Below are 13,622 nucleotides of genomic sequence, written 5' to 3' on the forward strand. Positions count from 1 at the left end.
GGATTTATAGGTTTAATTTTTCGATTCTTTCCCGTATGTATTTCCGTGCCAGATATAAATTACTTTTTATTTTAGCACTGCTGAGCCCGCTGATATCTTTCACTTCCTCAGCCTCCAGCCCTTCCAGGTCCCATAATGTAAAGATCAATTTTTGCTTGGGCGTCAATTCTTGAGTGAGGTAAAGGATGATCTGGATCAACTCCTCATTCATCACTTTGTTCTCCAAATTTTCATCGGAAAGTTGTTGATAAGCTTTTAGAAAATCAATTTCCGAATCATGTACGATCGGGCGCTTTTTATACGAACGCAATGAATCGTAACAGAGATTGACGGTGATTTTATATAACCAGGTTGTAAATTTTGCTTGCAAATTGAATTGGGGAAGATGAGTCCAGACCCGGATAAATGTTTCTTGTGTGATGTCCTGGGCTTCTTCATAATTACAAAGGAGTCTAAAAGCAAGGCGAAATACAAAATCCTGATATTGTCTTACGAGGAGACTGAAAGCATAGCTGTCTTGCCGTCTGCTTTGTTGAATTAATTTTTGTATTTCTAGTGTTTCCATAATTTATTTTGTGGATTCACTAATATAACGCAGAAAATCCTTATCGGTCGAAAAATTTGGGATTCCGGGACGGACCTTTTGTCCGGTTTTATATCAGACTTACTGCCCGGTATTTTGTTAGTTGTAATGGTTACAGTGGTTAAGGAGTAACCATAGAAACCGCTGTAACATTGCTTATCTTTTATTTTAGAAGTAGGTGAAAAGAGAGCTTGCTTAAAATGGGACGAAAAGTCCGTCCCGGAATCCCGGGAGAGGTTAATATTTCAGCCATTTGTAAAGTTCTTTCCAAGTGACTTTTTTGCCATACATTAAAATACCGATGCGGTAAATTTTTCCGGATAGCCAGGTAAAAAAGATAAAACTGACGATTAATAATGCCATAGAGGTCAGGATTTCCCAGGTCGGTACTCCGAAGGGGATACGGACCAGCATAACGATCGGTGAGGTGAACGGGATCAACGAACTCCAGAATACCATCGGGGATTCGGGACTTTTCATGGCGGCGAAACCGATGTATAACCCGATGACGAGGATAATCGACAAAGGGGTCAGGAATTGTTGCGAATCGGTTTCGTTATCGACGGCAGCACCGATAGCGGCGAATAAAGAAGCATATAACAGGTAGCCTCCGATAAAATAGAATAAGAAAGAGGCCAGGAATTTAATGATAAAGATCGGGTCGATGGTCATCGCAACCTTTTGGATGATTTGCATTTTTTCAGCGCTCAGATTCCCTGTACCGGCTATATCCGGCAGGCCGCCGGCCAGGTTGCCGGCATTTCTCAGTGCTTCCAGATCGATGCCCGGCAGGAAGAATGTTTGCATGACCAGGATCAGCACAAGGCCGAATACTACCCAAATCAGGAATTGTACGAGGCCGACAGCTGCTACTCCGATGATTTTACCTAACAGAAATTGAAACGGTTTGACAGAAGAGACCAATACCTCGATAATCCGGTTTGTTTTTTCTTCGATCACTCCTTTCATGACTTGAGAGGCATACATGAATATAAAGAAGTAGATAATCATGCCGCCGATCAATCCGATAGCCGAAGCGACTTCCGACGAGCTTTCTTTGGCTTCGCCCGAGTCGGTGATCTTTAACGTACGCACCAGTACAGGTGTTTGTGTGGCCGATAATTGTTCTTCCAAATCGGGGACTTGTGATTCGGCGATGACTTTTGCTCTTTTTATGTCTTCAATTTTTTTGCGCAATTGGGCCGCGATTTCATTTTTCAATTCCATAGGAACCTGAGAGAAAGAATAGACCGGAATTTCCGGGTGATCCATAATATTTTCCGGGATTGAAATCAGGGCGTAATAGTCATGTTGCCGGAGAAATTCCGAAGCTCCCGATTCATCGACCGGGGTATTCAGGTATTCGAATGTATTGTTGTTGATTTGCTCGAATGGAGTCTCGAGTACAGACTGATTGATCACTGCAATTTTACGGTCCTGTGTGTCGTCTTTCAGAAGCATCCACATCAGGAAAGCATAAAAACCGGCTAAAAGAATGGGAACGACGAGTGTCAGTACCAGAAAACTTCTTTTCCGTACTCTGGTTGTAAATTCGCGTCCTATGATGATAAGCGTTTTATTCATTTCAGATTTATGATTTGGGGTTTACGAAGTGGATTATTCTTCCTGTTTGATGTCGTTAACCATTTCTCCTTTCACTAATTTGATAAAGATATCGTTCATTCCCGGTATGACCTTTTGATAAGAGATAATATCGGTTTTGTCGAGCAGACGACGTAATAAAGTATTGGTCGGACAAGCCACGAGGCGTTGCAGGACCAGTTCGTGTTGTCCGTCTTCTATTTTTTCGGAAAGCAGTTCATATTCTTCTCCGATCACTTCTTGCGGATGAAAATCCGGTTGATATTTACAGATGAGTCGGTAAGTATTGTTGGCATACTTATTCCGGATCTGATTGATCGGGCCTTCGATAATTTTTTTTGATTTGTTAATCAAGGCAATATGGCTACAGATTTCCTCGACGGAAGCCATATTGTGGGTGGAAAAAATAATGGTCGTTCCTTTTTTGCGCAGTTCCAGTATTTCTTTTTTCAGGAGTTCGACATTGATGGGGTCGAATCCGCTGAACGGTTCATCAAAAATCAGCATTTCCGGTTCGTGCAGGACGGTGGTGATGAATTGCACCTTTTGGGCCATTCCTTTGGATAATTCTTCTACTTTCCGATCCCACCAGGCCTCGATTCCGAATTTCTCGAACCAGGCTTTCAATTGTTGAATCGCGTCATGACGGCTCACTCCTTTCAGACGAGCCAGATAAACGGCCTGTTCACCGACTTTCATCTTTTTATAGAGGCCTCTTTCTTCAGGCAGATAACCGATGCGGTTCATGTCGGCAGGTTCCAGTTTATGGTCTTTAAAATAAAGTTCACCCGAATCCGGTCCTGTAATCTGGTTTATAATTCGGATCAGAGAAGTCTTTCCGGCTCCGTTGGGGCCTAACAATCCATAAATAGCTCCTTCCGGGATTTCGATAGATACATCGTCCAAAGCCCGGTGATTGGCATAATTTTTAATAATATTTTTAGCGACAAAAAAACTCATACCTTTTCACTTACAACAGTTACAAAAGTTACAACGGTTATAATGGTCAGGATTCACGTCTAAGATCCTTGTAACCTTTGAAATCTTTGTAACGACATAAATTGCAGAATTAAATTGGTTGATAAAGTCTTTGGACTTTATCAACTTTACCAATTCATTATACCTGCCATTATTATAAATACAAATGCTGATATGTTAATACGCTCCTGTGGTCGGCACATTTACATATTAGCACATCAGCATAACAGATCAGCTGTATTCAGACAGCTTCATTTTCTTCCATTTCGATCATCAATGTCCCCTTCGGAATTTTATCTCCTGAGTTGACATATATTTTTTTGATTTTACCCGAAAATGGTGCAGCCAGTTTGTTATTCATCTTCATAGCCTGAAGAATCAGAAGAACATCTCCTTCCTGGACTTCCTGGCCCTCTTTCACTTCGATTTGCATAATGGTTCCCGGAATGTGTGAAGTCAGCAGATAGGGATTCGGTTCTTCCCATTTTTTTCGGTTTACCCATTTCTGGGTAAGCTGAGTTTTATATTCTACGCCATTCAGCAGGAATTTTTCATATTTAACAGTCATTTTACCTCCTTTTTAGTGGTTCTGAAACTTTTAAGTCTTTCAGTTTAAAAGTCCGGGAATTCCTGGACTTTATAAACTCTGAACACTGTTAGAACGGAGGAATTCCGTGTTTCTTAGCAGGTGTCATAACGGTTTTATTACCGGAGACTTCGATAGAATGTTTCAATAACAGGCGTGTTTCCGACGGTTCGATCACCGAGTCGATATATCCTTTGGAAGCTGCTACATAAGGATTAGCAAATTTCTCGCGATATTCGGCAACTTTCTGCTTCCGTGTTTCTTCCGGATTAGCAGATTCTTTTATTTCTTTACGGAAAATAATGTTTGCTGCCCCTTCCGGTCCCATTACGGCGATTTCGGCTGTCGGCCAGGCAAACATAAAGTCGGCTTTCAGGTGGCGTGAGTTCATGGCGATGTATCCACCACCGTAAGCTTTACGCAGGATTACCGTCACTTTAGGTACGGTAGCTTCACTATAAGCATACAATACTTTTGCTCCGTGGCGGATCACACCCATATGTTCCTGTTCAACGCCCGGTAGATATCCCGGCATGTCTTCGAAGGTCACGATCGGAATATTGAATGCGTCGCAGAAACGGATAAACCGGCCTGCTTTATCGGCAGAGTCGCAATCCAATACACCGGCTAATACCAAGGGTTGATTGGCTACGAAACCGATCGTTTCTCCATCTACCCGACCGAATCCGACAACGATATTCTGTGCAAAGTCCTGTTGTACCTCGAAGAAATCGGAATCGTCGGCAACGGCTTTGATAATATCTCTTACATCATAAGGCTGGGTAGGATCTGCAGGAAGGATTTTTTCGATATTGTATTCTGCTTTCGGAGCTTTTGACGGAAAGGCTTTCGCTTTACGTTGATTGTTCCAGGGGATAAAGGTGAGCAGTTTTTTTATTTGTTCGAAACATTCTGCTTCTGTAGAGGCAAAGAAGTGGGCATTTCCACTGATACAGGCATGAACGCGTGCTCCTCCGAGGTCTTCCATACTAACTTCTTCTCCCAGTACTGTTTTTACTACTTCCGGACCTGTGATGAACATTTTGGAAATATTATCTACCACAAATACGAAATCGGTCAATGCCGGAGAATAAACGGCTCCACCAGCACAAGGACCCAGAATAACGGACAATTGAGGGATAACACCGGAAGCCTGTGTATTGCGGAAGAAAATTTCTCCATAACCGGCCAGTGAATCCACCCCTTCTTGGATACGTGCACCACCCGAGTCGTTGATACCGATGATCGGCATCCGCATTTTGATGGCATGATCCATAATTTTGGTGATTTTACGGGCGTGCATCAGTCCTAACGAACCTCCTGCAACAGTGAAATCCTGAGCATAAATAGCAACGGGTTCTCCATAGACAGTACCGGTACCGATAACGACACCGTCGCCGTGAAGAACTTTCTTGTCCATATCAAAATCCTTAGATTGGTGCTCTACGAACATGTCGTACTCGTGGAAAGAACCTTTGTCCAAAATCCCCTCGATACGCTCACGGGCTGTCAATTTACCCATGGCGGCCTGCTTTTTGATAGCATCTTCGCCACCACCCTGAAGTACAATTTCTTTCCTCTTTCTTAAGTCAAGAATATTCCTTTTAAGTGACATAGTAATTTAGTTTATTATTAACTTGCGTAATTCCTTCTCAGAAATTAACACACCATTTAAACTGCAAGGTTACGTAAAAAAAATGATTTAAAAAATACCTGTCTTTATTATACTAATCGGTATCTATTGATATCATTGAGGGTTGAAGTCGAAATTTTAACGATTTATTTGAAAAATTTACTATTATCTGTATTTATTAATAAATGGGGAGGGGGATTTGTTCTTCCGGGGTTTTGTGGTGTTGCAGATAGAGACTGTCGATGATACCGTCGACCAGGCCGATGGTAGGCACGACGATATGCTTCGCTTGGGTATGCTCTGCGACTAGCAGGAAGATATCTGCGGCATTGGTAATGACATCTGCACGGTCGGGTTTCAGATTGTATAACCGGGCACGTTCTTCTAAGGAATAGTTTTTTAGAGTGTTGTTGAGTTGTACTAATTTTTCTACCGGGAGAGTCATTTTATTTTTGGCCGGAAGTTTAGCTAACCGGAACAATTTGTTGATATTTCCACCGGACCCGATGATCGTGATTACCGGGTATTGTTCCCGCAATTTATTCAGGTCTCTTTTCAAACGGTTGTATACGCTGGGAACGACTTTCCCTTTCAACAGACGTACGGTTCCGATGTTGTAAGAACGTGAACTGCGGAGTATTCCTTGATGGATCAAGCTGATTTCCGTGCTACCTCCCCCGACGTCGACATAGATATAATCGGCGTTTTTATCCGCCAGGTATTCGATGTGATTATCGTATACCAAACGGGCTTCTTCCTCTCCGTTGATAATATCTATCCGGATACCTGACTTCCGGGTGATGGTTTCGATTACTTCTTTCCCGTTTGCGGCATCCCGCATTGCCGATGTGGCACAAGCCCGATAGGCATCGACTTCGTATATTTTCATCAGTTGCCGATAAGCCTTCATCAGACGGAGTAGTTTTTTAGCTTTACTGGCCGGTATTTCACCTTGTGTAAATACTTCTTCTCCCAGGCGCAGGGGAACCCTTAGAAGGAGCTCTTTTGTAAACAACTGTTCCGCTGTTTCGGGATTGATACTTTTGATCAATAATCTGACTGCATTGGAGCCGATATCGATCGCTGCATAATTTACTTTACTCATGGGGTATGTTATTAGTTGTGATTTCTTGTATGTCTTCCTGATAATAGTGATATAAGGCCGATTGTGACCGGAATAGCGAATGGTCTTCGTTTTTCCAGGGGATATTCTGTCCTGTGCCGTCGACTTGTCGTCCCTGCAGAGAGTCTTTCAGGCCATATTCGACGATTCGTTTCAATTCGGTTTGAATTTTCTTATCATAAACAGGGGTAAGTACTTCGATCCGGTTGTCCAGATTCCGGGGCATCCAGTCGGCAGAACCTGTCAGGCAGATCATATCACCTGCATTTTCGAAAATGAAAATTCGTGAATGTTCCAGATAACGGTCGATAATTCCGTTGATCCGGATGTTTTCGCTTATTCCCGGGATTCCTGTGACGATAGAACAATTACCTCGTACCACCAGGTCGATCTTTACGCCTGCGGCCGAAGCTTCATAAAGCTTAGCGATCAATGTCCGGTCTGTAATATGGTTTACCTTTCCTAATATTCGGGCCGTTTTTTGTTTTCTGGCATTTTTGACTTCCTCTTCGATCAATTTCAATAGTTTGGAACGCATATCGTTGGGAGAGACCAGTAATTCTTTGAATTTTACGGGTAGATAAGGTTTTTCAATAAAGTCGAAGACATGCCGGACTTCTTTTACCAGGGTTTTGCGTGCGGTAAAAAGGGTGACGTCGGTATATCGGGTGGCATTCCCTTCATGAAAATTTCCGGTACTGACACAGGCGATATCTCCCTGTCTACCCGATATATATACTAGTTTTGCGTGTATTTTCAGACCTTCGACTCCGAATACGACTTTGATTCCGGCGTCTTGCATTTGTTTAGACCAGCTGATATTCGATGCTTCGTCGAAACGGGCGAGTAGTTCGATAACTACAGTTACTTTTTTCCCGTTTCTGGCTGCTGCGATTAAAGTTTGGATAACCTTGGAATTTTTCGCTACCCGGTAGAGGGTCATTTTTATGGCTTTGACGTTCGGGTCGATCGTGGCTTCCCGGAGTACACGCAAGAAAGAAGAAAAACTGTGATAGGGATAGTGCAGGAAGAGATCGCGGGTACGGATGGTATTCAAGATGCTGTCGTCCCCTGAAAAGTCCGTTTTGAACAATGGAGGCTGAGGGGGATATTTTAAATCGTCACGTTTACAATCGGGAAATTTCATCAGATCTTTCAGATTTTGGTATCTACCGGCTCCGACCTGAGTATCCCAGCGGTCCATACAAAGCATCCGGCTGAGGTGGCGCTGCATAACCGCAGGCATCCGGCTGTCGTATACCAACCGGATCGGTTCCCCGTTTTTTCTGCTTTTCACCCCCTTCGATATTTTTTGCATAATGCTGTTCCGAAGATCTGAATCGAGTTCCATTTCTGCGTCTTTAGTGAACTTGAACGTGTAAGCCTCGAAGTGGTCGTAAGGCCGGCCGTTGAATATCAGGGGAAGGCAAAAGCGGACGATGTCGTCCAGAAACATCAGGCATATGCGGTCGTCATCGCCGGGGATCCGGATAAAACGGCCGTATGATTGCACCGGCAAAGCGATAATAGCAAAATCTTTTTTAGTTTTTCCTGTGGTTTGCAGACAGACGCTCAGATAGATATGGTCGTCGGGTTGGTCACTGAAATGACGGAAAGAAGAAGTGAAAAGCGGGGTCGTAGAGCCGATCAGTTGTGTCTTGTAAAATTCACGGATGTAGTCGGCTTGCTCCTCCTGTAATTCTTGTTCGTTCAGGAGGTAAATCCGGTTTTGCCGGAGTGCTGTATTTATTGCTGTAAATGTTTCCTCGAATTTTTGTGTATACAGGGCATTCAACCGGCTGATTTCCCTGAAGGTTTGAATGGCGGTTTCTCTCTCTGCCTTAATGGTTTTATCCTCATATTCGATGATTCGGTTGAGGGTGGCTACCCGTACCCTGTAAAATTCGTCCAGATTATTGGAGTAGATTCCCAGAAAGGATAACCGTTCGAGTAAAGGAACCGGGGCTTTTTCTGCTTCGGACAGGATTCTCCGGTTAAAATACATCCAACTGATATCCCTTTCCAGGTAGGGAATCTCACCTTTTTTCCTTGTTACTTTCATGGATAAAATACAATGTATTGATTTAATTACGAATGTATTTTATCCATGTTACTATTTAATGACAGAAATGTGACATTGTCGTTGAGGCTGGAATTGTCTTTATAAAATTTCTTTCAGGTGTTTATAATTGGAATTGATCGTATCGATAATCTCCTGTGTCCGGCCGGTCAATAACATTTTATACATGGCTTGTGCGAATCCGGTCATTTGATTCCATTCTATTTGCGGGGGCATAGCCAGTGCATTCGGATCGGTCATTACATTCAGTAGAGCAGCTTCCGGTGAGTTCAAGGCTTCGACCAATACCGGGAGTACATCGTCCGGACGGCTGACGGTATAGCTCTTTATACCCATCGCTTGAGCCACCAGGGCAAAATCCGGATTTTGCATGTCGGTTTCGTTGTCCGGCAGGCCGGCGACTTCCATTTCGAGTTTTACCATACCCAAAGAACGGTTATTGAATACAATAATCTTGACCGGTAGCTTATATTGGGCGATGGTTGCCAGATCACCCAGTAACATAGAGATGCCTCCGTCGCCGCAGAGAGCGATCACCTGTCTGCCCGGATAGGCGAACGATGCTCCTATAGCCTGGGGCATAGCGTTGGCCATTGTGCCGTGATTGAAAGAGCCTAACATCTTTCGCTGGCCGGAAGCTTTCAGGTAACGGGCTCCCCAGACACAGGTCATACCCGTATCGACGGTAAAAATAGCATTTGCCTGAGCAGTTTCGTCGACCATCGCCATGACATATTCCGGGTGAATCTTATTATCACTGCCTTTGTTTTCGACGTAAGCATTCAGGTCTTTAATTACTTTGGAATAACCGAGCAACTGATCGTTCAGAAAGCTTTTGTCGCTTTTGGCTTGTAAAAGAGGTAATAAAGCTTCGAGTGTCGTCTTGATATCTCCGCATAGCCCCATTTGTACTTTGGCTCTTCGGCCCAGGTGACTGGGATCGATGTCGATCTGAACGATTTTATTGTGAGTCGGTAAAAACGGGCCGTACGGGAAATCGGTACCTAATAAAACCAGTACATCGGCCGCATGCATGCTGTTGTAACCCGATGCCATGCCTAATAAGCCGGTCATCCCTACTTCATTGGGATTATCATATTGGATTTCCATTTTACTTTTGAAAGAATAGGCTACCGGGGCTTTCAACCGATGGGACAATTCGACGATTTCTTCGTGTGCATCTTTGGCTCCGATGCCACAAAACAGGGTTATATTGCTATTGTTGTTCAACAGATCGGCCAGCGCCTGTAATTCGGTATCCGATGGACAGGTGCGGGGATGAGTCGGATAGTTGATCTCTGAAGAAGGAATATTGACCTGGCTTTCTCCGGTCAAATCTCCGGGGATACCGATGACACTGACTCCTCTGCGGGAGAGAGCGGTTTGTATAGCCCCCTGTAGCATGCGGGGGAGTTGACCCGGTGTAGTCGCTAATTGGTTGTAATAACTGCAGTCGTCGAACAGGCGGATGGTGTCGGTCTCCTGGAAGTAGGTCGTTCCGAATTCACCTGAAATAATGGTAGAAGCGATGGCTAAGACAGGAGCCCCTGAACGGTGGGCGTCATAGAGCCCGTTGATCAGGTGCACATGGCCGGGACCGCTGCTACCTGCACAACAGGCCAGGTTGCCGTGAAGCTGGGCTTCTGCTCCGGCAGCAAAAGCTCCGGTTTCTTCGTGACGTACGTGAATCCACTGAATCCGGCCGTCTTTGCGGACAGCATCGTTAATCTTATTTAAACTGTCACCTGTGACAGCATAAATTCTTTTTACACCGGCTTTTACCAGCATATCTACAATTTGCTCTGCTATGTTTGCCATAATTTAAACGTTTCAATTTTTATATCAAACGGGCTTTAGCCGGAAAGGTTTATTTTTAACTTTAGAATCTGAAGAAAGAAGGCGATAGTTTATAAAATTGAGAGTCCGTAAAGTTTATAAAGTATCCCCGAAGGCCATCGACTTTACAAACTTTACGGACTTTACAACCGATGCTGTTATTTTATGCTTTTGCCTGATCGAGGCGCTTGACAACTTGGCCGTAGATGATCAGGGCAATGGCGGAAGCCAGTGCGATTACAGCAAAATAATACCAGATGTAATGGGCATTACTGCTGGCAGCGAGCCATTCGCTACGAGTGGCGAACAGGCTTTCGTCAGGGCAATATTTACTTAATAAATAGCCGGAAAGTCCGAATCCTAAAATGGAAGACAAAAACGAATGCAGGTGGCTGAAACCCAGGTATAATCCTTCCTCGCCCTTGGGGGCTTGCAGGGAGAAATATTCCAGAAAACGCGGGGAAATAAAAGTTTCCGCCAGTCCCTGGAAGACGATACCTACAACCATCATAAAAGCTACCGGGTGCATGGTCAGAATGGTCGATTCCGGATTCAGCATATTTCCCGAAGCCATGCACAAAGCGGACAACGGCATGATAAACATTCCGACGGTCATCGAAGTAAGGGCTGTCCGGTGACGCATCAGCTGGGTGACCAGGTTGACACACAGCACTACGACCAAAGGGTTGACATTGGCATACCAGGAAGGGGATGCGCCTTCCCCGGCCAGACGGAGTACGTATTTGGGCATGGTGGCATACAATTGATGTTGTACCATCCAGAAACCCGTAATGATCAGGATCAGGATGATCAGCCGGCCGTTAGAACATACTTTTAATAGAGCATTCCAGATTTGCCGGAAGGTTTTTCCCTCTCCGCTGTGTTGAGCACTTTTATAGAAAAACCAGATCGCTATGAGAGCCAGAAAGGTCATACTGGCCGAAAAATAATTCAAGGTGATCAATCCTTCATTCCCTAAAGCCTCTCTAAGGGGTTTTACAATGGTTTTACCCGAGAATGCACCGATATTGACCATGCCGTAAAAGATGGCGAATCCTTTGGCCCGGGTAGCTTCTGTCGTTTCTTTGGCCACCGTTCCCGAGATTACACTTTTGATAAAAGCTCCTCCGATGACGATCAGAGCCATAATCGGGATAATGCCGTATTGCAGGCCACTCTCGGTGAGGCCTTTAAAGACGGTGGTATGCCCATATTCTACCAGTCCGGCACTTTCGAGCCAGGTAGGAAATAAAGCCAGACCACCGTAACCGGTAGTCAATAAGGTGAAAGCCAGGAGCATAGAGTTCCGGAAACCGATCTTGTCGGCCAAAGCTCCGGCAAAAGTTGGCAGCAGATAAAGGAAAGCGGAGAAAGTACCTGCGATGGTGGCAGCCTGAATGTCATTGAACCCCAATATACGGCTAAGGTAGAGGGTGATCACGATAAATACACCGTAGTAGGCAGCACGTTCGAATAATTCCACGGTGTTGGCCACCCAGAATGCTTTACTGAACCTGATTTTTTCTTTGTTTTTTGCTGTCGTTGTCATACTTTTTTTGTTTTAGATTTTTTAGCACGGGGCAAAACTAGTAAAATAAACCAAAGTATGTATGTTTTGATTAATTTTGTATGCATGAAAACAGATGAAATAAAAACTGAAATCCATCCCTTGGAGCCTTTCTTCCCGCAAGGGGCAAGGCTATTGATGATGGGAAGTTTCCCGCCGAAACGTGAACGTTGGAAAATGGATTTTTACTATCCTAATTTTCAGAATGACATGTGGCGTATCTTTGGATTGGTATTTTTCGACGACAAGGAGCATTTTCTGACGGCAGATAAAAAATCATTTTGCGAACAACGGATCCGGGATTTTCTTATCCGGCAAGGAATTGCCTTGACCGATTCCGGCCGGGAAGTCGTTCGGCAGAAAGATAATGCCTCGGATAAATTTTTGGAAATCGTCCGCAAGATCGATTTGTCCGACGTATTGCGGCAATTACCGCACTGTGTAGCCATTGCGACAACAGGGCAGAAAGCGACGGACACTTTGCTTTCTCTGGTCGAAGCCTCTCAGCCACCGGTAGGAGGTTTTTCGACTTTTCATTTCGAGGGTAGAACGATCCGGTTATACCGCATGCCCTCTTCTTCCCGTGCCTATCCGAAACCCTTGCCTGAAAAGGCAGCGGCTTATAAGCGTATGTTCGGAGAGGTCGGTGGGTTCTTCTAGAGAAAGGGTATCAGATTTCTTTCTCTATCAGATAGACGTTGCGGTCGGTAGCCGAACGGGATACCAGCTCGGCTACAAAACCGGCTAAAAACAGTTGGGTCCCGAGGATCATACAAACCAAAGAAATATAAAAATAGGGGTTGTCGGTTACCAAACGGGCCCTGATCCCTTGTGAAAGACAGATCAGTTTATCTATACCGATCCAGCCGGCAGCACAAAATCCGATGATAAACAGCAAGGTCCCTATTGCCCCGAACAGATGCATCGGTTTTTTGGCAAAACGGGTAATAAAGGTGATGGACAACAAATCCAGCATTCCATTGATAAATCGGTTTAAACCGCCGAATTTGGTTACTCCGTATTTCCGTGCCCGGTGCTGTACGACCTTTTCTCCGATTTTAGTGAAACCGGCCTGTTGGGCCAGGATCGGGATATAGCGATGCATTTCTCCGTATACTTCGATGCTTTTCACAACTTTATTCTTGTAAGCTTTGAGCCCACAATTGAAGTCGTGCAGATGGATCCCTGAAAATTTCCGGGCAGTTGCATTGAATAATTTGGTGGGTATTGTCTTTGATTTCGGATCGAATCTTTTTTTCTTCCAACCGGAAACCATGTCGTAATCTTCGGACATGATCATTTGATAAAGAGCCGGTATTTCGTCCGGGCTATCCTGCATATCGGCGTCCATCGTAATGACAACATCTCCTTGGGCATTCTGGAACCCGCAGTGTAAGGCTGCGGATTTACCGTAATTCCGCCGGAATTTTATGGCACGGATATGTTCGTTTTGGGTCGAAAGGGTTTCGATGAGTGCCCAGGAATTATCGCTACTGCCATCGTCTACCATGATGATTTCATACGTAAAATGATTCGCTGCCATGACCCGTTCGATCCAGGCTGTTAGTTCCGGCAGAGATTCGTCTTCATTATATAACGGTATAACGACTGATATGTCCATGATCTGAAAATTA

11 protein-coding genes are annotated in these 13,622 nt (G+C 44.5%); 1 reads left to right on the top strand and 10 read right to left on the bottom strand.

The annotated features are described in order from the left end of the window. Nucleotides 1–4: 4 nt before the first annotated feature. The 9 genes from AC5RDS_RS15645 to AC5RDS_RS15685 all read right to left on the bottom strand — a co-directional run bounded on the left by AC5RDS_RS15645 (nucleotide 5) and on the right by AC5RDS_RS15685 (nucleotide 11,970). A complete protein-coding gene (locus AC5RDS_RS15645) occupies nucleotides 5–565 on the bottom strand; it encodes an RNA polymerase sigma factor (RefSeq protein WP_013611999.1) in 561 nt (186 codons plus the stop codon). Nucleotides 566–820: 255 nt separating this feature from the next. Then, nucleotides 821–2,167 carry an ABC transporter permease gene (locus AC5RDS_RS15650; RefSeq protein ID WP_013611998.1) on the bottom strand — a complete coding sequence of 449 codons (1,347 nt, stop codon included), beginning with the start codon at nucleotides 2,165–2,167 and terminating at the stop codon, nucleotides 821–823. A gap of 33 nt (nucleotides 2,168–2,200) precedes the next feature. After that, entirely contained in the window at nucleotides 2,201–3,145 is a 945-nt protein-coding gene (locus AC5RDS_RS15655; RefSeq protein WP_022159757.1) for an ABC transporter ATP-binding protein, read from the bottom strand. A 259-nt stretch (nucleotides 3,146–3,404) separates the two neighbouring features. Then, nucleotides 3,405–3,731, bottom strand: coding sequence for an acyl-CoA carboxylase biotin carboxyl carrier protein subunit (locus tag AC5RDS_RS15660; protein ID WP_013611996.1), 327 nt, complete (start codon nucleotides 3,729–3,731; stop codon nucleotides 3,405–3,407). An 88-nt stretch (nucleotides 3,732–3,819) separates the two neighbouring features. Next, a complete protein-coding gene (locus AC5RDS_RS15665; RefSeq protein ID WP_013611995.1) occupies nucleotides 3,820–5,364 on the bottom strand; it encodes an acyl-CoA carboxylase subunit beta in 1,545 nt (514 codons plus the stop codon). Between the two features lie 196 nt (nucleotides 5,365–5,560). Next, a complete protein-coding gene (locus tag AC5RDS_RS15670; protein ID WP_118108339.1) occupies nucleotides 5,561–6,487 on the bottom strand; it encodes a Ppx/GppA phosphatase family protein in 927 nt (308 codons plus the stop codon). After that, nucleotides 6,480–8,567: an RNA degradosome polyphosphate kinase gene (locus AC5RDS_RS15675; protein WP_118108338.1), complete on the bottom strand. Its 2,088-nt coding sequence runs from the start codon at nucleotides 8,565–8,567 to the stop codon at nucleotides 6,480–6,482. The genes AC5RDS_RS15670 and AC5RDS_RS15675 overlap by 8 nt, the downstream gene beginning before the upstream one ends. A 99-nt stretch (nucleotides 8,568–8,666) precedes the next feature. Then, complete coding sequence (locus AC5RDS_RS15680) at nucleotides 8,667–10,406, bottom strand: thiamine pyrophosphate-dependent enzyme (protein ID WP_118122115.1); 1,740 nt, start codon at nucleotides 10,404–10,406, stop codon at nucleotides 8,667–8,669. Nucleotides 10,407–10,584: 178 nt separating this feature from the next. Further along, complete coding sequence (locus AC5RDS_RS15685; RefSeq protein ID WP_013611991.1) at nucleotides 10,585–11,970, bottom strand: MFS transporter; 1,386 nt, start codon at nucleotides 11,968–11,970, stop codon at nucleotides 10,585–10,587. Between the two features lie 84 nt (nucleotides 11,971–12,054). Between AC5RDS_RS15685 and AC5RDS_RS15690 the strand changes: the two genes are divergently transcribed. Next, entirely contained in the window at nucleotides 12,055–12,648 is a 594-nt protein-coding gene (locus AC5RDS_RS15690) for a uracil-DNA glycosylase family protein (RefSeq protein ID WP_041557296.1), read from the top strand. A 10-nt stretch (nucleotides 12,649–12,658) separates the two neighbouring features. Here AC5RDS_RS15690 and AC5RDS_RS15695 read toward each other — a convergent pair whose 3' ends face one another. Then, nucleotides 12,659–13,609 carry a glycosyltransferase family 2 protein gene (locus AC5RDS_RS15695; RefSeq protein WP_013611989.1) on the bottom strand — a complete coding sequence of 317 codons (951 nt, stop codon included), beginning with the start codon at nucleotides 13,607–13,609 and terminating at the stop codon, nucleotides 12,659–12,661. Nucleotides 13,610–13,622 lie beyond the last annotated feature (13 nt).

This window comes from Odoribacter sp. (assembly GCF_985060555.1).

Coding starts and splice junctions, on each gene's coding strand:
- AC5RDS_RS15645 (WP_013611999.1), bottom strand. CDS start 565: ATGGAAACACTAGAAATACAAAAATTAATTCAACAAAGCAGACGGCAA.
- AC5RDS_RS15650 (WP_013611998.1), bottom strand. CDS start 2,167: ATGAATAAAACGCTTATCATCATAGGACGCGAATTTACAACCAGAGTA.
- AC5RDS_RS15655 (WP_022159757.1), bottom strand. CDS start 3,145: ATGAGTTTTTTTGTCGCTAAAAATATTATTAAAAATTATGCCAATCAC.
- AC5RDS_RS15660 (WP_013611996.1), bottom strand. CDS start 3,731: ATGACTGTTAAATATGAAAAATTCCTGCTGAATGGCGTAGAATATAAA.
- AC5RDS_RS15665 (WP_013611995.1), bottom strand. CDS start 5,364: ATGTCACTTAAAAGGAATATTCTTGACTTAAGAAAGAGGAAAGAAATT.
- AC5RDS_RS15670 (WP_118108339.1), bottom strand. CDS start 6,487: ATGAGTAAAGTAAATTATGCAGCGATCGATATCGGCTCCAATGCAGTC.
- AC5RDS_RS15675 (WP_118108338.1), bottom strand. CDS start 8,567: ATGAAAGTAACAAGGAAAAAAGGTGAGATTCCCTACCTGGAAAGGGAT.
- AC5RDS_RS15685 (WP_013611991.1), bottom strand. CDS start 11,970: ATGACAACGACAGCAAAAAACAAAGAAAAAATCAGGTTCAGTAAAGCA.
- AC5RDS_RS15690 (WP_041557296.1), top strand. CDS start 12,055: ATGAAAACAGATGAAATAAAAACTGAAATCCATCCCTTGGAGCCTTTC.
- AC5RDS_RS15695 (WP_013611989.1), bottom strand. CDS start 13,609: ATGGACATATCAGTCGTTATACCGTTATATAATGAAGACGAATCTCTG.